Here is an 18,596-nt window from a genome sequence, read left to right as displayed (position 1 = left end):
CCCCCGATTAAAATTCCGCAAGTTCACGCATTGCTTTTTCAACTTTATCTGGATTTACCATAAAGAATTTTTCCATTGTTGGTGCATATGGCATTGCTGGAACGTCTGGACCTGCAAGACGTGCGATTGGCGCATCTAAATCAAATAGACAGTTTTCAGCAATAATTGCTGCCACTTCACTCATAATGCTTCCTTCTTTATTGTCTTCTGTTACAAGAAGAACTTTACCTGTTTTAGAAGCTGCTTCAATGATTGCTTCTTTATCTAATGGATATACAGTACGTAAATCAAGAATGTGTGCAGAGATGCCATCGTGTGCTAACTTTTCAGCTGCTTGAAGAGCAAAATGAACACATAATCCGTACGTGATAACTGTAATATCATCACCTTCACGTTTTACATCTGCTTTTCCGATTGGTAATACGTAGTCATCCTCCGGCACTTCACCTTTAATTAAACGATATGCACGTTTATGTTCGAAGAATAATACTGGATCTTCATCACGAATAGCTGCTTTTAATAAGCCTTTTGCATCATATGGTGTAGAAGGGATAACGATTTTTAAACCTGGCTGGTTTGCAAACATCGCTTCTACAGATTGTGAATGATACAATGCACCGTGAACCCCCCCACCAAATGGTGCACGGATTGTAACTGGACAAGTCCAATCATTATTAGAACGATAACGAATTTTTGCTGCCTCAGAAACAATTTGGTTTACTGCTGGCATGATGAAATCAGCAAACTGCATTTCAGCGATTGGACGCATACCATACATTGCTGCACCAATTGCTACCCCAGCAATTGCAGATTCTGCAAGCGGTGCATCAAGCGCACGATCTTCACCAAATTGATCATACAAACCGTGTGTCGCTTTAAACACGCCACCTTTTTTACCAACATCTTCTCCTAAAACGAATACTTTCTCATCGCGTTCCATTTCTTCGCGCATTGCTAATGTAATAGCATCAATATAAGACATTACAGCCATGAAACGTTCCCCCCTATTCTGCGTATACGTGCTTCAATGCATCTTCAGGTGCTGCATACGGAGCATTTTCTGCATATTCTGTTGCTTCATTTACGATATGCATAATTTCGTCTAACATTTGTTTTTCCGATTCCTCAGTTAACACACCAGCTTCTTTTAAATAAGCCGCGAATGTTATAATTGAATCTTTTTTCTTTGCTTCTTCTACTTCTTCTTTATCACGATAAACACGATCATCATCGTCACTAGAATGTGCTGTTAAACGATATGATACTGTTTCAATTAAAGTTGGGCCTTCACCACGACGACCGCGATCTGCTGCTTCTTTTACAGCTTTATATACTGCAAGTGGATCGTTTCCGTCTATTGTATATCCAGGCATACCATAACCAATTGCACGATCTGATACGTTTTTACATGCTAATTGTTTTTCAACCGGAATAGAGATTGCATATTTGTTATTTTCACACATAAAAATAACAGGTAGTTTGTGTACACCAGCAAAGTTTGCCCCTTCATGGAAGTCACCTTGGTTTGAAGAACCTTCTCCAAATGTAACGAACGTTACTAAATCTTTCTTCTCCATTTTTCCAGCTAGTGCAATACCAACTGCATGTGGTACTTGCGTTGTTACTGGAGATGAACCTGTAACAATACGATTTTTCTTTTGACCGAAGTGACCAGGCATTTGACGACCACCAGAGTTTGGATCTCCAGCTTTCGCGAAAGCAGACAACATAAGCTCTTTAGCTGTCATACCAAATGCTAGTACAACACCCATATCACGATAGTATGGTAATGCATAATCTTTCTCTCTATCAAGAGCGAACGCCGCTCCAACTTGTGCAGCCTCTTGTCCTTGACAAGAAATTACGAATGGAATTTTACCAGCGCGGTTTAATAACCACATACGTTCGTCGATTTTACGTGCAAGTAACATCGTACGGAACATTTCTAATACTTGCTCATCACTTAAGCCAAGCTCTTCATGGCGCTTTTCTTTTACTTCTGCCATTTTTCATAACCTCCTAAATCCACATTTTTATGCGTGTAACGCTCTTCCATCTACAGCAAGTGCTGCTTCACCAATCGCCTCAGATAATGATGGATGCGGATGAATTGTATGTGCTACTTCCCAAGGTGTTGCATCAAGTACTCTTGCAAGACCAGCTTCAGAAATCATATCTGTTACATGTGGTCCAATCATATGAACACCAAGAATGTCATTTGTCTCTTCATCAACTACAAGTTTTACGAAACCATCTGATTCTCCGTATACAAGTGCTTTTCCGATTGCGCGGAATGAGAACTTACCTACTTTTAACTTATAGCCTTTTTCTTTCGCTTCTTGTTCTGTTAAGCCAACAGAAGCAGCTTCTGGACTGCTATATACGCATTTTGATACCATAGAGTAATCAATTGGTGTAACTTCTTTCCCTGCAATATGTTCTACTGCAGCAATTCCTTCATGAGAAGCAACGTGAGCAAGTTGCAGGCCACCGATTACATCTCCAATTGCGTAAATATGCGATTCTTTCGTTTGATAAAACTCATTTGTTTGAATGTATCCTTTTTCCACAACGATATCTGTGTTCTCTAAGCCAATATTTTGCGTATTCGCTTGTCTTCCTACAGATACAAGCATTTTTTCTGCTTTAAATTCTTTATTTTCACCGTTGTGTTCAGCTTGGATTGTTACTCCATTATCTTTTACCAATGTTTCTGGTAATACTTTTGCACCAGTTACCACTTTAATACCTTTTTTCTTGAATAGACGTTGCATTTCTTTTGAAACGTCTTGATCTTCTAGTGGTAATATCGTTTTTGCATACTCTAATACTGTAACTTCTACACCGAAGTCAGCAAGCATAGATGCCCACTCAATACCGATTACACCGCCACCAACGATAATAATCGAACTAGGAAGCGTTTCCATTTTTAGAGCATGATCCGAAGACATTACGTATTCTCCATCTAATTCTAAACCTGGTAATGAATTTGGACGAGAACCTGTTGCAACAAGTACATTTTTTGGAATTAACATTTCATTCTCTTCTCCACTTGCAAGTTCAACTGAAATTGTCCCTGGCATAGGAGAGAAAATAGACGGGCCAAGAATACGACCAATACCTTCAAACACATCAATTTTACCTTGTTTCATTAAATGTTGAACGCCTTTATGAAGCTGCGTTACAATCTTCTCTTTACGCTCTTGTACTTTCGCAAAGTTTAGTTCTACATTGCTTGCAATAACTCCGAACTCTTCGCTTTTTTTAGCAGTTGCATATACTTCCGCACTACGTAAAAGAGCTTTACTAGGAATACATCCTTTGTGTAAACAAGTACCACCAAGATTTTCTTTTTCGACTAGTGCTGTTTTTAACCCTAATTGTGATGCACGAATTGCAGCAACATATCCACCAGTACCGCCGCCAACGATGACTAAATCATATTCTTTTGCCATTATCTCAACCCCTAGCTACCGTTTCTTTTTCACGTACAACGTATTCTTTTGGAGCTTCTTCTTCACGTAATACACGAAGTGCTCCTTCTGCTAACGCTTCTAACTCATCTTCGCCTGGATGTACGATAACATCTGCAATCCAGTCCACTCGCTCTTTTATTTCATCGACAAGAATTTTACTGTATGCCAGTCCACCAGTTAATACGATTGCATCGATTTTCCCGTGAAGTACAGCGCTAGCTCCGCCAATCTCTTTTGCAACTTGATATGCCATTGCTTTATAAATAAGAGTTGCTTCAGGATCACCTTTTTCAACCATTTGCTCTACTTTAATCGCATCATTTGTACCGATTAAACTTACAAGTCCACCTTGTCCGACAAGTTTTTTAATCATTTCATCACGGTAATACTCACCAGAGAAACACATTTCTACTAGTTGCCCTACTGGTACTGTACCAGCGCGCTCTGGACTAAATGGTCCTTCTCCGTTTAAACCGTTATTCACATCGATTACTCTTCCTTTTTTATGAGCACCAACTGTAATACCGCCACCCATATGTGTAACTAATAAATTTAAATCCTCGTATTTGTGATTTAACTGTTCAGCTACTTTACGAGCAACTGCTTTTTGATTTAATGCATGGAAGATACTTTTGCGTTCCATACCAGCAATACCACTTATACGAGCAACCGGCTCCATCTCATCTACAACGACAGGATCCACAATGAATGCAGGAATGTTTAATCCAGAAGCAATTTCATATGCTAAAATGCCTCCAAGGTTTGAAGCGTGATGACCGCTAAAGCCATTTTTCAAATCTTCTAACATCGCATCGTTTACTGTATACGTACCGCCTTCGATTGGACGAAGTAATCCACCACGCCCACAAACAGCGTTTAATTTTGAAATGTTAATACCATGAGAATGTAGAACTTCTAAAATCGTTTCTTTTCGAAACTCATATTGGTCGATAATTCTCTTATATTTTCCAATCTGTTCTACGTCATGACGAATCGTTTCTTCTAGAACGGGTCTTTCATTATCAAAAACACCAATTTTTGTGGATGTACTACCTGGGTTAATAACAAGAATTCGATTTACAGACAATGTTGCTACCTCCACTAATAAATTCAAAAGGAAGCGGAAACCTCATAAGAGGTAACCACACCTTTTGTAAAAGTTATATATGAATGATTAGCGACGGCTAATAATATCGTGACCGTTGCGTAAGTAAGTGCTACGAGAATTTTTCAAGCTTGCAATGCGCTCTTCAGCTAGACGATCTGCCGCTACATAAGTTGCTATGCCATCGCGTTTTGAAATTTCGATTACTTTTGCAATCGTGTCATAAATAGACTCAACACGTTTTAGTGCACGTTCTCTATTGTATCCATATAATTCGTCTGCTACGTTAATTACGCCACCTGCATTAATTACATAATCTGGTGCGTATACAATACCCATTTCATGAATGATGTCACCGTGACGATCTTCTTTTAATTGGTTATTTGCAGAACCTGCGATTACTTTTGCTTTAAGTTGTGGAATAGTTTCATCATTAACTGTTGCGCCTAATGCACATGGTGCGTAAATATCGCATTCAACACCGTAAATTTCATTTGGTTCAACTGCTGATGCACCGAATTCTTCTACAGCACGTTGTACAGCTTCTTTATTAATATCTGTAACGATTAACTTTGCTCCTTCAGCGTGTAAATGTTTGCATAGATGATATGCTACGTTACCAACGCCTTGAACAGCAATTACTTTTCCTTCTAAATTGTCAGTACCGAAAGCTTCTTTTGCAGCTGCTTTCATACCACGATAAACACCGTATGCAGTTACTGGAGATGGGTTACCAGAAGAACCGAATGATGGTGAGATACCTGTTACAAAGTCAGTTTCTTCGTGGATAATATCCATATCATCTACTGTTGTACCAACATCTTCAGCTGTAATGTATCGTCCGTTTAGTCCTTGGATATAACGTCCTAGTGCACGGAACATTGCTTCGCTCTTATCTTTACGAGGATCACCGATAATTACTGTTTTCGCACCACCTAAGTTTAAACCAGCTGCTGCGTTTTTGTATGTCATCCCTTTTGCAAGACGCAATGCATCTTCAATCGCCGCTTCTTCAGAATCATATGTCCACATTCTTGTTCCACCAAGAGCCGGTCCAAGTGTTGTATCATGAATTGCAATAATTGCTTTTAAACCAGATTCTTTATCTTGACAAAATACCACTTGCTCATAATCATATTTTTCTAAGTATTCGAAGATTTCTAATGTCATTGTCGTTTCCCCCTAATGTTTTACCCTTTTTGGTTTATTTTGAAGCAGTCGCAACTGCCAATGCTAATGAATATACTTTTGTTTCTGCTGAATCAGCACGAGATGTTAAAACAATCGGTGCTTTTGCGCCAGCAATCATTGCTCCTACTTTTGCATCCGCAAAGTATACGAGTGATTTATATAGCACATTTCCAGCTTCAATCGTTGGGACGAGTAAAATATCTGCCTTACCTGCTACATCACTTACTATGCCTTTATGCTCTGCTGCAATTTGTGATACTGCATTATCTAAAGCAAGTGGTCCATCAACGATACAATCTTTAATTTGTCCGCGGCGATTCATTTGTGTTAACATCGCTGCATCAATTGTCGCCTGCATCGCTGGATTCACAACTTCTACTGCTGCAATTGGTGCCACTTTTGGCAAGTCGATTCCTATTGCCCGGGCAACTTCTACAGTATTTTGTATAATAGCAGCTTTTTGTGTTACATCAGGTGCGATGTTCATCGCTGCATCTGTAACGAAAATAAGACGATCATAATTTGGAACTTCAAATGCTGCTACATGTGAAAGTACGCTACCTTTACGTAGGCCCCACTCTTTGTTTAACACAGCCTTCAAAATATTCGCTGTTGGGATGTTCCCCTTCATAAGCACGTCTGCCTCACCATTTCTCACAGCTTTAACAGAAAGTTCTGCAGCCTCTGCATTAGACATTGCTGCAATCACTTCAACATGTTCTGAAGTTTGTAAACCATGTTCTTGTAGCATCCCCATTATTTTTTCTTGATTTCCATATAGACGAAATTGAGCTAGCTGTAATTTAATTGCTTTCGCTACAGCTTCAATTACTTCATGATCTTCAGCTACTGCTACAGCTACAGTTTTTTTAGGCTTTCCCGCTGCTTGATCAATTAAGTATTCTAACTTCATATTTTGTAATCAACCCTTTCCGTCGTCCCTCGTCTATTTATAAAGCAAATACCGTGCCAACTTTTAAAAGTGGTCTTACCAATAATGAAAACGCATTCAAAATGCAGTAAAATCAATACTTTGGAAAATAACAAAAGATTCTGTCTTATTTTGTCGCTTTTTGTATACCATGCAATAAATTGCACGGTACGCAATTTATTGCATGCTATTTTTTGCATGGTCATACTTTTCTAGCTTATAATATAAATTTCGAACGGAAATTCCTAACGCTTTTGCAGTTTGTGTTTTATTCCCATCAAATCTCTCCAAATATTCATGAATAATATTCCCTTCAAACTCTGTTACTAAATGTTCAAGTGGCTTTTCTTCTAATTCAGGTAATAAATGAGATTGCTTTGACTCCACCTGCTCTTCATTATGTAATGGTGGTAAATGTTGTACATCAATATAGATCTCATTATAATTCATAAAAATAATCGCTCGTCCTAAAATATTTTCAAGTTCTCTCACATTTCCTGGCCATTCGTATGATTGTAAATATAAAATAGCTGAATCAGTGAGCCCTTCTACATTACGACCATAATCTTGATTAATTTTTTGAATCAACCTGTCCGCAATTTTCGGTATATCTCCTTTACGTTGACGAAGAGATGGAATTTGAATTGGAATTTTATTTAATCGATAATATAAATCCTCCCTAAACTTCCCTTCTAGAATAGCCTTTTCTAAATTCACATGTGTCGCTGCAATTACTCGAACATTAATGGGTATCGCTTTCGTCCCACCAACTTTTACAATTTCTTTTTCCTGCAATACACGAAGGAGTTTCGCTTGTGTATTTGCAGATAACTCCCCTATTTCATCTAAAAAAATACTACCGTTATTCGCTTCCTCAAAGAACCCACGTTTCCCGCCTCTTTTCGCTCCAGAAAACGCCCCTTCCTCATAACCAAATAATTCACTTTCTAACAACGTCTCCGAAATGGCCGCACAGTTTACACGGACGAATTTATTGTATTTTCGATTACTTCCATTATGGATTGCATGTGCAAACAATTCTTTACCAGTCCCAGATTCACCGCGTAACAGTACCGTTGCTGGTGTATTCGCTCCTAGCTTCGCCTGTTCGATAGCTGCCGTTGTTTCATCTGAATTTCCGACAATATCATCAAATGAATATTTTGCTTCTAATGTGCGAATAATTTGCCTTGCTCTATTCAATTCATTTGTTAACTTTTGAATTTCCGACACGTCACGGATAACGCCAACGCTTCCTTTCAATATTCCATCCACAATAACTGGCGCTACGTTTACAATTACATCGCGCTTTTTTTGCCCAATCTTCATATGTATTCCGCGCACCGCACGACGTGTTCGAAGTACTTTCATATGCATACTTTCGCCTTCTACAATATCAGTTGTAGCAGGCTGCCCAATAATATCTTCTTCTGTTAGACCCGTTAATTTCGTATATGCCGGGTTAATGACTAAACCTCTTCCTTTTTCATCCACAACCGAAATCGCTTCTTCAGATGAGTTGATAATTGCCTCTAATAGTGTTTGAATTTCTTTTAAGTCTGTAACTTCTTCCGCTAAATCTACAACTTCTGTTATATCTTTAAAAATTGCAAATGCCCCTTGTACCTCTCCGCCTTCTTTTAATATCGGTATACGCGTTGTAATAATTTTCTTTCCATTCTCTAATGTTAGTTCATAATTTACTTCTATTTGTTTCGTACGTATAATGCGAAGTAATTTACTAGTGGGAATGACTTCTAAAATATATTTTCCTATCGCCTCTTCTTTTTTATATCCGATAATACGCTCTGCACTTTTATTAAAAAGACGAACTTGTCCCTCTCGATCAATTACGATCATGCCGTCATGCGTAGAATTTAAAATTAATTCTCCTTGTTGCGTCTGTTCCTCTAACCGCCCAATTAACCCTTCCTTCTCATGCGCTAATCCTGTAACAATTTTTGCAATATCACCTGGTATAAGAAGAGTGTCTTTTTTCTTTTTTTTCAATAAAATTTTATGTACATCATCTTCACCTGTCATATCAAATATTACATCGATATGCATAGAAAGAAATGGAGTTACACTTTCTCCAATTGAAATTCCATATTCCTTAGCAATTTGTAATCCTTTTGCCAATGGATTTATATCAATAATCCCTATAATTTGAAATATATTCGAACTTTGTAACAGATTCAGCAGTGCGCTCCCGCCTTCACCTGCACCAACAATTAATACTTTTTGTTTCATATATTACACTTCCTCTCGAAGTAACTCTGCAAATTTTTTCACACCCTTATCTTACTCGTTCAGCACCCTCTTGACAAACCCCCTTTCCGTATAACATCATTAAAATATACGAAATAATCTGAAAAGGAGAGTTATGTATGCAGCGTTACGTTGCTCTACTATTAGCACTCATCCCTATTTCATTAGCTGTGTTTGGTATAAAGTTAATGAGAGATACTGTATTCGGGATTCTATTTCCACCAATCTCTATACTGTGGTTACAATTTTTAATCGGCGCTCTCTGCTTCGGGCTCGGGTTTTATATCTTCGGTGGCTTCGTCTTGCACCGAGACCGTAAACGAAATAAAGTACAAGCTCGCTTTAGAAGATAGGAATGCCCCACTATTTATAAATAAAAAAATGAGACCGTTACACGCGGTCTCATTTTTTTATTGGCAACAACGTTCTTGCCGTTTCAGGGTAATCAGTAATAATCGCCGATATATTCATATCAAAATATTTACGCATAAGCGTTTCTTCATTAATTGTATAAGGGCGAACCTCTACACCACTTTCCATCGTTAGTTCGGCAATAGCATCTTGAAGATAACGATAATTCGGATGTACTGCTGTAGCCCCCATTTTTTTCGCGTATGCCCACGGACTATGCAAACCTTCGCGATATAAAATTGCTGTTTGAATATCAGGAGCCATCATATGACACCGTTTCATACTGTAGTGATTAAACGAAGAAAATATAACACGATCCTCTAAACTAAATTTCCGTACAAGCGTTATAACTTCTTCCTCTAAACCTCTGTATGGAATTTTATTATTTTTAAGTTCAATATTAAGTAGCAAACTCGTTTGTTCAAGCCATTCTAATACCTCTTCTAAAAGTGGTATTTTACAAAACCCTACTTTATCACCAAATTTATAACTTGCATCTAACTTGCATAAATCCTCATATACATAATTCCGAACCGCACCTTTTCCATTTGTTGTTCGGTCCACCGTTTCATCATGAATGACGACAACTTTCCCATCTTTCGTTAATTGAACATCAAGTTCAATTCCATCCGCTCTAAAAGACTCAGCCGCTTCAAATGAAATCATTGTATTTTCTGGGTACGTTCCAGCCGCACCACGATGTGCAAATATAAGAGTCATCCTCACTCCCCCAATCTTATGCTATACTATACGAAAAAGGAGGTACTTCTATGAGACCATTACAAATTTCTCCAGATACTGCAGTCCGCTTATCAAAAGCACTAGGTGTTCCACTTGAACAACTCATGCATATGCCGCAGCACATTTTAATTCAAAAGCTAGTTGAATTAGAAAAACAAAATAAAGACGAAGAGTAATACAGTCCTGTTTTGCAGGGCTTTTTATATTTTCTATTATATCACGGATGACTTCCTTGCTAAAATCCCTTACCGGATATACTATGATCCCATTTAATCTTTTCTTCAAACATTTAAATGAAGCCCCCTCTTTTAACAAAAGAGGGGGCTTCTCATTACTCGTTTTAGTTACTCAAATTATGCGTTTTTCTTTTCTTTGTTAAAAATCATAAACACTTTATACAATCCTAAAGAAGCTGGAATATTCATAAATGCAAATGCTTCATACGTATAATGAGGAGCTGTTTCCCATAGTAACAAGAAAGTAAATACCCCTAATGCACTAATCATCGCAATTCGTATAACTTCCGATTCATTTTCATCTTTCTTTTTATAAAGAATAACAGCCGCCAAAACAGCTATATAAACAAATAATTTGATAATATACGAATATATAGTAACGATTTTATAATTCGTTGTACTATAATTCGATACGTAATTAGTTACCATGTCATTCTTCTGTTCAAACCATTGCCCAATACGGTACATGGAGAACTGACTTGATACCCATTCTCTAGTTATTTTTTCATTCAAATGTTGCACATAACCCATTACACCAAGTTCACTGAAACGTTGCACTATAACTTCTTGATTGTGCTCATTCAAATCTTTCGTATTCTTTATGTTTTCATCATCAATATAATCTGCATCTGCCTGATTCCACACACCATACGTATCTTTGTTCAGGCCCATTTTCACCCAATGAGTGAATGGAATTTTTTCAATTTCATTATCGGTACTGAGATTTAGCTTTGTCGTTATACCTTTAAAACTTACAATAAGGATTAAACAAAATAAAACACTACTTAACACCTTTACAGAGTATTCCTTACGAAACTTAAAAATATTTTCAATTAAAATCGCTAACGCTACGGTTAATGCTGTCGGTCTTATAATATAAGTACAAGCTGCGAAAACCCCTAATAAAATCCATAAAATAATCTTCATTCTTTTTGTTTCCGCCGTTTTCAAGCACAAATATGTATACATTGTTGCTGAAATAAAAAATATTACCAATGTATGAGTATAGAAAACTGGTGCCTGCCAATATATAAAAATATTTAGCACAGATAACACAATCGATATGTGAGCAACTTTAAAGTTTGTAATTTTCCTTACAATCAATACATTTAAAATAATACTGCCTGTTATACAAGCTATTGGTAATATTTTTATCGCTAAATCTACGCTCCCTATCAATTTAGCAAAATATCCTCCTATTAATACAACATGTGTATTATATGGATAAAATAAAAGCTGTCCCATTTCTAAAAATTGATTATCTCCATTAAACACAGAGACAATTCCTTGTTTAAGGATAGCATAATCCCCAACAACAGGGTTAAATGCTATGGAAGTAATAATTATTTCCATCGTCAAAATGATTATGATACCTAAAGCAATCATAATATTTGTATACGTTCTTTTCATTTTATTAATAACCAATTTATAATACATAAAGAAGAGCACAAATAAAAGCAACGTCAACGCTATAACAGCAGCGACTTTTTTGGGAGTATACTCCTCAGTCGGATAAGGAAATTCACCACTCATCAAAATTGTTTTTGGGATAAAAAATTTACTTACTATCATTGAAAATATAGATAAAAACACCGTCATGACAATGATTGGGTACGCTCGATTTACTATTTTTTTTAAAGTCATTCATCCATTCTCCTATATCTCTAACTTTTCCAAATCAATGATACGTTATAGAGATTATGATGTCAAATCCACTTATTTTCTGTACATATCCGTATTTTCACTGCATTTTTCTATATAAATATGTATTCCTTCAAAACCCTTAAATCGAGGTAAATAAAAAACTCATTGATTTTAAATTTACTATCGAGTATAAATTGCAAGAATTATTAAGCTTTACTATAACTTCAATCCCTTACTGTTCCTACTCTCAGCTTATCCGCAACCATTGCGATAAATTCAGAATTCGTAGGTTTTCTTTTGACATGGATACTGTATAACCATCGCTATATCAAGGCATTGTATATTTCATAACTATCATTAAATGATTCTATTTATTGGTGCCCATCCTCAAATTGATAGGTCAACTTAATAAGAGTTCATCATTTTCTTCTATTTAGATGCTTTGCATCGCAATGAAGTAAAAAGTTTTCTACATTCATCTGAAAGTTATTCATACAACAAAAAACCTCCTAGCTATTGGAATCAAAATTTCAATCCAATAAATAGAAGGTTTTTAAATTAACCGCCAATTACCTATGTACTTTATTGCCTACATACGTAATTCGTTGGTTATTAAATTTTATTATGAAATACGCTTAACACCTTGATACTACAGCGTTTACGAAGCCTTATGTTCAAGTCTCAGCTTATCCGCAACCATTGCGATAAACTCAGAGTTCGTAGGTTTTGCTTTTGACATGGATACTGTATAACCGAATAAGGACGAAATAGAATCAATATTCCCGCGGCTCCAAGCTACTTCAATCGCGTGACGAATTGCTCGCTCCACACGGCTTGCTGTGGTATTATATTTCTTTGCGATATCTGGATACAATACTTTCGTAATCGATCCTAATAATTCGATATCGTTGTATACCATGGAGATTGCTTCTCGTAAATACATATATCCTTTAATATGAGCGGGTACACCAATTTCATGAATGATACTCGTAATACTCGCATCTAAATTTTTCGGTTTTCCATCTACTGTTGTTGCTGATCGGAATGATGGTAGTGGACGTTTAATCATAGCATTTGCTTTACCACTCACTTGACGAATATGACTCGTTAAATTCTCCATATCAAATGGTTTTAATATGAAATATGAGGCACCTAAGTCAACTGCTTTTTTCGTCACATCTTCTTGCCCGAATGCTGTCAACATAATTACGCTAGGCTGTTTTAACCTTTCAATATTTCGCATTTTTTCCAATACAGCTAAACCATCTAAGTGTGGCATAATAATGTCTAAAACGAGTACATCAGGTTGCTTATCTGTTAATAAGTTTAAACACTCTTGACCATTATAAGCAGTACCAATTACTTCCATATCATCTTGAGCAGCTACATAGCTCTCTAACATTGATACTAGTTCTTTATTATCATCCACAAGACATACTTTAATTTTCTCCACAGCTTTTCCTCCCTTACCGAATCGATTCTCCGACATGTGTATCCTTCTAGGCTACATGAATTGTTCGACAATTGTGTGAAAATTCCCTTTTAAAGTTTCTTACTTTCCGATAAAATCACAAAAAAATATGTTTATCGTTCATTTATTCCCTTTCGCAACACATTCCATCATAGAAATACAACGAAACGTTCAACCCTTTTCTTTTATTTTACAACAAAAAACACCTCTTGCGGAGCTTTTACAAAATTTCAACGAATTTTTCAACAGAAAAAGCGAGCTAATATGTATTAGCTCGCTTTTTTCTCTTGATCATAAATATTAATTCCAGCTTGATGTAACATCCATTCAATATGAACACCATATCCTGATGTTGGATCATTTACAAATACATGTGTAACAGCACCAATTACTTTTCCATTTTGTACAATTGGACTTCCACTCATTCCTTGTACGATACCGCCCGTTTTCGCTAATAGACGTTTATCTGTTACTTTTATTACCATACCCTTTGTAGCTGGGAATTTTTGCTGCACTGTACTAACGACTTCAATATCAAACGCTTCTACTTTATCTTGATCAATAACTGTTAATATTTTTGCCGGTCCTTCTTTTACTTGATGAGATAATGCGATAGGCATTGCTTTATCCATTATACCGTTTTTCATATTCGTATTTAATTTTCCAAAAATACCATATGGACTATTAATTGTAATATTGCCAATCACTTCACGATCTGGTGAAAATCTTGCTAATTTCTCGCCTGGATTCCCATGACTGCCTCTTTCAATTGATGTAACTGTCGAGCGCATAATTTGTCCATCTTCGACTTGAATCGGCTTTTTTGTATCATTATCAGAAATAACATGACCAAGCGCCCCGTATTTCATAGAATCCGGATGAACAAATGTCATCGTTCCAATTCCAGCTGCCGAATCACGGATATACAAGCCAATTCGATAAGACGCTTCACCATTGTCTTTTTGCGGCGTTAGCTTCGTGCGAATATATTTTCCATCTCTTAGCAATACAAGATTAAGCGGTTCACCTGTTTCTCCACTATTATGAATAAACGGTGCTACATCACTCATTCTTTCAATGGTTTTACCATTAATTTCAGTAATCATATCTCCAATTTGTACACCTGCTGTTTCACCAGGAGATATTTTACCTTTTTCAGTTTGAATTAAATGATGGCCTACAACAAGTACACCTTTTGTATTTAATTTCACACCAATTGATTGTCCACCTGGAATCACTTTAAAATCTTTTAACACTTTCACATTTACTTTTTTCACTGGAAAACCCGCAAGCTGAAATACCATATCAGCTTCACCATTTTGATGAGAATTTACCATAAGTCCTTGTTTTTGTTCATTCGAACTCACTGTAAATACATGACGATTTGTGGATGAAGCTTTGAAAACTGGTAATGATGTTATTTCTGATTGTTGTCCTTCAAAAACAACAAGTTGTTTCGGTGATGAAATAAACGTTCGAAGCGGTTTAAAACATCCAATAAAAACTAAAGAAACAAGGAGACAAAGACCTATTATTTTTCGAAATTTTTCTAATTTCAACTTGTTCACTCTCCTCGCTCCTACCCCACATTCAGCCTCTTGGCTTCACTTTTTAATCTCTCCTTGCAGTGCTTTATTTATAACCGGAAGAATTAAGAAATCGTCATTTGAGAAAAAAAGCTATCCATTACTGGATAGCCTCTGCTGTCTGTTTAAAATGATGCGCTTGCGTAAGTAATTCTTTCGCATGCTCCGTCGTTAAATCTGTGATTTCCACACCAGAAATCATTCGAGCTATTTCTGTTACTTTATCCTCCATAGTTAAAACAGTAACTGATGTAATTGTCCGATCATTCGCTACTTGTTTTCGAATAAATAAATGCGAATCTGCCATTGAAGCTACTTGAGGTAAGTGCGTAATACAAAGTACTTGCGAGTTTACTGATACTCGATAAATTTTTTCAGCAATAGCCTGTGCGACCCGGCCACTTACACCCGTATCCACTTCATCAAAAATAACAGATGCAACCCCTTGATGCTTAGAAAAAATGCTTTTTAAAGCTAAAATGATACGAGATAACTCTCCGCCAGAAGCAACCTTTGAAAGTGGTTTTAGCGGCTCTCCTGGGTTCGTCGAAATATAAAATTCCACATGATCGTAACCATCCGCCGTAAGTCTTACCGGCGCACCTTCCACAAGGGGCTCTTCTGCATTTCCTTCTCTCTTCATAATTCTCACTTCAAATTTCGTTTTTTCCATATATAATTCTTTTAATTCCTGATGAATTGCATTTGTAAGGTGTTCTGCAAGCTCATGACGCATATTACTTAACAACGTTGCTTCTTTCAGAATAACACTTTCTAATTCCTTCAACTGTTTCTTCGTCGTTTCAATATGAACGTCTTTATTTTCAATTGTAAATATTTCTTGTTCAATTTTATCTGCATACGCTAAAATCTCTTCTACAGTATTTCCATATTTTCTCTTTAGCATACGAATTTCATTCAAACGTGTTTCGATTTCATCTAAACGATTTGGATCATATTCCATCATATCGAGCTTTTCTCTCAGTTGATATGCAACCTCTTCTAATAAGTAATAACTATTTGCAATTGAATCATGATTCTCTTGATACATTTCATCTAAATGTGTAATACTTTCCATTTGTCCCATTGCGCTTCTTACATTATCTAATCCTTGTCCGTCAGCACTCAATGAACGATATGCATCACCTAATGCTTTATAAATCTTTTCAAAATTAGAAATTTGCAATCGTTCCTCAGTTAATTCATTTTCTTCATCCATCTTTAAATCAGCTTTGCGAATTTCTTCATGCTGAAATTGAATTAAATCTAAGCGATGTGCCATCTGTTGTTCATTTTCACTTAACGATTTCAATTGTTTTTTTAATTTTTCATAGTCAGCGTATACGTTTTGATATATGTCTAGTTGTTTAACGATTCGATCCCCATCAAAGTGATCAAGCATAAACAGATGTCGTTCTTCATTCATTAAATCTTGCGTTTCATGCTGTCCATGAATATCAACAAGTGTTTTCCCAATTTCTTTTAATATGCTAAGTGTAACAAGCTTCCCATTTACACGACATACACTCTTCCCGTTCGCAGCAATATCACGCTTTAAAATAATCATGCCATCTTCTATTTCTATATCTAACTCTTCTGCCTTTTCAATACATGGATGCTTATCATCTTCAACATAAAACAGCCCTTCAATCTCAGCCTTTTCTGTTCCATATCGAACAAATTCTGCTGACCCACGGCCACCTACAAGTAAACTAATCGCATCAATAATAATCGATTTTCCGGCCCCTGTTTCACCGCTTAAAACCGTTAAACCTTTTTGAAAAGAAATATTTAATGCTTCAATAATAGCAAAGTTTCTAATCGATAATTCCGATAACAATGCCCCATTCACCTCGTTATAAAATAATCCCTTACTAAAGGATTTTCTCATTTCTTCATTCAAATAATCATGCTATATATTTGTATGTATATACTCTTCTAACCCGCTTCATTGTACCAAACATTTGTTTTACGGGTCAATCCATCTATTTTCTAACTTTATGCAAACAAAATATTATATTACAATTGAAAAATCATATTTTTGACCAATAAAAATATCTTGTTCACTTCCCACTTTACGATGGAAAGCAAACAAGATTTTTTGTTACAACATATTTAAGAAACGATCAGAGACAACACCTGTATCGTCAGGTGTACGGCAAATAATTAAGCAAGTATCATCACCACAGATGGTTCCGATGATCTCATCCCACTCTAAATGATCAATAAGTGCTCCAAGTGAATGAGCGTTACCAGGCAATGTTTTTAGCACAAGCATATGTCCTGCCGTGTCTAATTTTACAAATGAATCCACTAGATTTCGTTTTAATTTTTGTAACGGGTTAAATCGTTGATCTGCTGGCAAGCTATATTTATAGCGCCCATCATGTAATGGCACCTTCACTAAGTGCAGTTCTTTAATATCGCGCGATACTGTTGCTTGCGTTACATTAAATCCCTCATTACGTAAAATATCAACTAATTCATCTTGTGTTTCAATTTCTTTGTTTGCAATAATTTCCCTGATTTTAATATGGCGCTGACCTTTATTCATACATTTGCACCTCACACTATCTCTTACCATAGTTTAAACATTGGTATACTTCACTTATTTATGTTAACTTATAATTCGTTTCTTGTACACAATTGTTTTTACAATCATTATACAATTACAGCAAAAAGAGGAACAACATATGTTATTCCCCTTTCCCTTTTTGTTTTAGAACGTCATGTGCTTCTGTAACAACTTGCTCTATAGAAATCGGAGAATGATTTTCGCCATTCTCACGTTCACCATGCCATTTCAGATGAATTAAAAATTCAATATTACCATCCCCACCCGTAATTGGTGAGAATGTTAAACCTTCCACATCATAGCCCTCTTTTAAAGCAAAATCGACAATCATTTCTACAACAGCTTCATGTACTTTTCTATCACGAACGATACCTTTTTTCCCAACTTGCTCTCTTCCAGCTTCAAACTGCGGTTTAATTAACGCTGCTACATCTCCGTTAGGCATAAGCATTGTTTTTAAAACTGGCAGTATAAGCTTTAATGATATAAATGAAACATCAATACTTGCAAATTGAGGTAAACCACGTTCTAAGTCTGCTGGTGTCACGTAACGGAAGTTTGTTCGTTCCATTACAACAACACGCTCATCCTGACGTAATTTCCACGCTAGTTGATTGTATCCTACATCTAATGCATAAGATAATTTCGCTCCATTTTGAAGTGCGCAATCTGTAAAGCCACCAGTTGATGAACCAATATCTATCATAACTTTATCTTGTAAATCAAGATGAAATGTCTCTAATGCCTTTTCAAGTTTATAACCACCACGACTTACATACGGCATAACTTGTCCCTTCACCGTAATCTCAGTATCTTGCGAGATTTTCTCTCCTGGCTTATCAAGTCTCATCTCATTTGCATATACGAGTCCGGCCATAATGGCGCGCTTTGCTTTCTCACGCGTTTCTATAAGTCCTCGCTCTACTAATAGTACATCTACTCTTTCTTTTTTTACGCTCAT

General features: G+C 36.4%; 16 protein-coding genes and 1 pseudogene. 2 read left to right on the top strand and 15 right to left on the bottom strand.

Going from position 1 to position 18,596, the window contains the following annotated elements; all coding sequences use genetic code 11:
* Nucleotides 1–7: 7 nt before the first annotated feature.
* The 7 genes from bfmBAB to AC1Q8M_RS18245 form a co-directional block, all read right to left on the bottom strand.
* Nucleotides 8–991: a 3-methyl-2-oxobutanoate dehydrogenase subunit beta gene (gene bfmBAB / locus AC1Q8M_RS18275; protein WP_098365653.1), complete on the bottom strand. Its 984-nt coding sequence runs from the start codon at nucleotides 989–991 to the stop codon at nucleotides 8–10.
* A 13-nt stretch (nucleotides 992–1,004) separates the two neighbouring features.
* Nucleotides 1,005–2,006 (bottom strand): 3-methyl-2-oxobutanoate dehydrogenase subunit alpha, encoded by a 1,002-nt coding sequence (gene bfmBAA / locus AC1Q8M_RS18270; protein ID WP_000852551.1) that lies wholly within the window; start codon nucleotides 2,004–2,006, stop codon nucleotides 1,005–1,007.
* Between the two features lie 27 nt (nucleotides 2,007–2,033).
* On the bottom strand, nucleotides 2,034–3,455 hold the full coding sequence (lpdA, locus tag AC1Q8M_RS18265) for a dihydrolipoyl dehydrogenase (protein ID WP_098360872.1): 1,422 nt from the start codon (nucleotides 3,453–3,455) through the stop codon (nucleotides 2,034–2,036).
* A gap of 4 nt (nucleotides 3,456–3,459) precedes the next feature.
* On the bottom strand, nucleotides 3,460–4,563 hold the full coding sequence (gene buk, locus AC1Q8M_RS18260) for a butyrate kinase (protein WP_000115781.1): 1,104 nt from the start codon (nucleotides 4,561–4,563) through the stop codon (nucleotides 3,460–3,462).
* Between the two features lie 87 nt (nucleotides 4,564–4,650).
* The gene (locus tag AC1Q8M_RS18255) at nucleotides 4,651–5,751 is read right to left on the bottom strand and encodes a leucine dehydrogenase (RefSeq protein WP_000171355.1); all 1,101 of its coding nucleotides are present in this window, start codon (nucleotides 5,749–5,751) and stop codon (nucleotides 4,651–4,653) included.
* 34 nt (nucleotides 5,752–5,785) lie between these two features.
* The gene (yqiS, locus tag AC1Q8M_RS18250) at nucleotides 5,786–6,685 is read right to left on the bottom strand and encodes a phosphate butyryltransferase (RefSeq protein WP_023522989.1); all 900 of its coding nucleotides are present in this window, start codon (nucleotides 6,683–6,685) and stop codon (nucleotides 5,786–5,788) included.
* Nucleotides 6,686–6,880: 195 nt separating this feature from the next.
* On the bottom strand, nucleotides 6,881–8,953 hold the full coding sequence (locus AC1Q8M_RS18245) for a sigma-54 interaction domain-containing protein (RefSeq protein ID WP_098360871.1): 2,073 nt from the start codon (nucleotides 8,951–8,953) through the stop codon (nucleotides 6,881–6,883).
* A gap of 137 nt (nucleotides 8,954–9,090) precedes the next feature.
* Between AC1Q8M_RS18245 and AC1Q8M_RS18240 the strand changes: the two genes are divergently transcribed.
* Nucleotides 9,091–9,324, top strand: a complete 234-nt coding sequence (locus AC1Q8M_RS18240) for a DUF2627 domain-containing protein (RefSeq protein ID WP_001190211.1) — start codon at nucleotides 9,091–9,093, stop codon at nucleotides 9,322–9,324.
* A 49-nt stretch (nucleotides 9,325–9,373) separates the two neighbouring features.
* Here AC1Q8M_RS18240 and AC1Q8M_RS18235 read toward each other — a convergent pair whose 3' ends face one another.
* Nucleotides 9,374–10,102, bottom strand: a complete 729-nt coding sequence (locus AC1Q8M_RS18235; protein ID WP_000172580.1) for a glycerophosphodiester phosphodiesterase — start codon at nucleotides 10,100–10,102, stop codon at nucleotides 9,374–9,376.
* A gap of 50 nt (nucleotides 10,103–10,152) precedes the next feature.
* On the opposite strand from AC1Q8M_RS18235, the gene AC1Q8M_RS18230 reads away from it, so the two are divergent.
* Nucleotides 10,153–10,299 (top strand): YycC family protein, encoded by a 147-nt coding sequence (locus tag AC1Q8M_RS18230; protein ID WP_001247671.1) that lies wholly within the window; start codon nucleotides 10,153–10,155, stop codon nucleotides 10,297–10,299.
* A gap of 177 nt (nucleotides 10,300–10,476) precedes the next feature.
* Here AC1Q8M_RS18230 and AC1Q8M_RS18225 read toward each other — a convergent pair whose 3' ends face one another.
* From AC1Q8M_RS18225 to AC1Q8M_RS18195, 7 genes and pseudogenes are all read right to left on the bottom strand, one after another.
* Nucleotides 10,477–12,003: a glycosyltransferase family protein gene (locus AC1Q8M_RS18225; RefSeq protein ID WP_000172827.1), complete on the bottom strand. Its 1,527-nt coding sequence runs from the start codon at nucleotides 12,001–12,003 to the stop codon at nucleotides 10,477–10,479.
* Between the two features lie 224 nt (nucleotides 12,004–12,227).
* Nucleotides 12,228–12,322: pseudogene (locus AC1Q8M_RS18220) on the bottom strand (hypothetical protein); the annotation flags it as partial.
* A 339-nt stretch (nucleotides 12,323–12,661) separates the two neighbouring features.
* Nucleotides 12,662–13,456, bottom strand: a complete 795-nt coding sequence (spo0A, locus tag AC1Q8M_RS18215) for a sporulation transcription factor Spo0A (protein WP_033657527.1) — start codon at nucleotides 13,454–13,456, stop codon at nucleotides 12,662–12,664.
* Between the two features lie 287 nt (nucleotides 13,457–13,743).
* Nucleotides 13,744–15,042 carry a SpoIVB peptidase gene (spoIVB, locus tag AC1Q8M_RS18210; RefSeq protein ID WP_002094138.1) on the bottom strand — a complete coding sequence of 433 codons (1,299 nt, stop codon included), beginning with the start codon at nucleotides 15,040–15,042 and terminating at the stop codon, nucleotides 13,744–13,746.
* A gap of 118 nt (nucleotides 15,043–15,160) precedes the next feature.
* Nucleotides 15,161–16,900: a DNA repair protein RecN gene (gene recN, locus AC1Q8M_RS18205; protein WP_000947734.1), complete on the bottom strand. Its 1,740-nt coding sequence runs from the start codon at nucleotides 16,898–16,900 to the stop codon at nucleotides 15,161–15,163.
* A 264-nt stretch (nucleotides 16,901–17,164) separates the two neighbouring features.
* Complete coding sequence (gene argR, locus AC1Q8M_RS18200; protein ID WP_001032580.1) at nucleotides 17,165–17,614, bottom strand: arginine repressor ArgR; 450 nt, start codon at nucleotides 17,612–17,614, stop codon at nucleotides 17,165–17,167.
* 142 nt (nucleotides 17,615–17,756) lie between these two features.
* Entirely contained in the window at nucleotides 17,757–18,596 is an 840-nt protein-coding gene (locus AC1Q8M_RS18195; RefSeq protein ID WP_000111872.1) for a TlyA family RNA methyltransferase, read from the bottom strand.

It is taken from the genome of Bacillus sp. GW823-FHT06A10 (assembly GCF_058795375.1).
This window is presented reverse-complemented; position numbering and strand designations above follow the sequence as displayed.

What these genes read in the sequence shown, in the direction of transcription:
- bfmBAB (WP_098365653.1), bottom strand. Translation starts at nt 991, where the DNA reads ATGGCTGTAATGTCTTATATTGATGCTATTACATTAGCAATGCGCGAA.
- bfmBAA (WP_000852551.1), bottom strand. Translation starts at nt 2,006, where the DNA reads ATGGCAGAAGTAAAAGAAAAGCGCCATGAAGAGCTTGGCTTAAGTGAT.
- lpdA (WP_098360872.1), bottom strand. Translation starts at nt 3,455, where the DNA reads ATGGCAAAAGAATATGATTTAGTCATCGTTGGCGGCGGTACTGGTGGA.
- AC1Q8M_RS18255 (WP_000171355.1), bottom strand. Translation starts at nt 5,751, where the DNA reads ATGACATTAGAAATCTTCGAATACTTAGAAAAATATGATTATGAGCAA.
- yqiS (WP_023522989.1), bottom strand. Translation starts at nt 6,685, where the DNA reads ATGAAGTTAGAATACTTAATTGATCAAGCAGCGGGAAAGCCTAAAAAA.
- AC1Q8M_RS18245 (WP_098360871.1), bottom strand. Translation starts at nt 8,953, where the DNA reads ATGAAACAAAAAGTATTAATTGTTGGTGCAGGTGAAGGCGGGAGCGCA.
- AC1Q8M_RS18240 (WP_001190211.1), top strand. Translation starts at nt 9,091, where the DNA reads ATGCAGCGTTACGTTGCTCTACTATTAGCACTCATCCCTATTTCATTA.
- AC1Q8M_RS18235 (WP_000172580.1), bottom strand. Translation starts at nt 10,102, where the DNA reads ATGACTCTTATATTTGCACATCGTGGTGCGGCTGGAACGTACCCAGAA.
- AC1Q8M_RS18230 (WP_001247671.1), top strand. Translation starts at nt 10,153, where the DNA reads ATGAGACCATTACAAATTTCTCCAGATACTGCAGTCCGCTTATCAAAA.
- AC1Q8M_RS18225 (WP_000172827.1), bottom strand. Translation starts at nt 12,003, where the DNA reads ATGACTTTAAAAAAAATAGTAAATCGAGCGTACCCAATCATTGTCATG.
- argR (WP_001032580.1), bottom strand. Translation starts at nt 17,614, where the DNA reads ATGAATAAAGGTCAGCGCCATATTAAAATCAGGGAAATTATTGCAAAC.
- AC1Q8M_RS18195 (WP_000111872.1), bottom strand. Translation starts at nt 18,596, where the DNA reads ATGAGCGTAAAAAAAGAAAGAGTAGATGTACTATTAGTAGAGCGAGGA.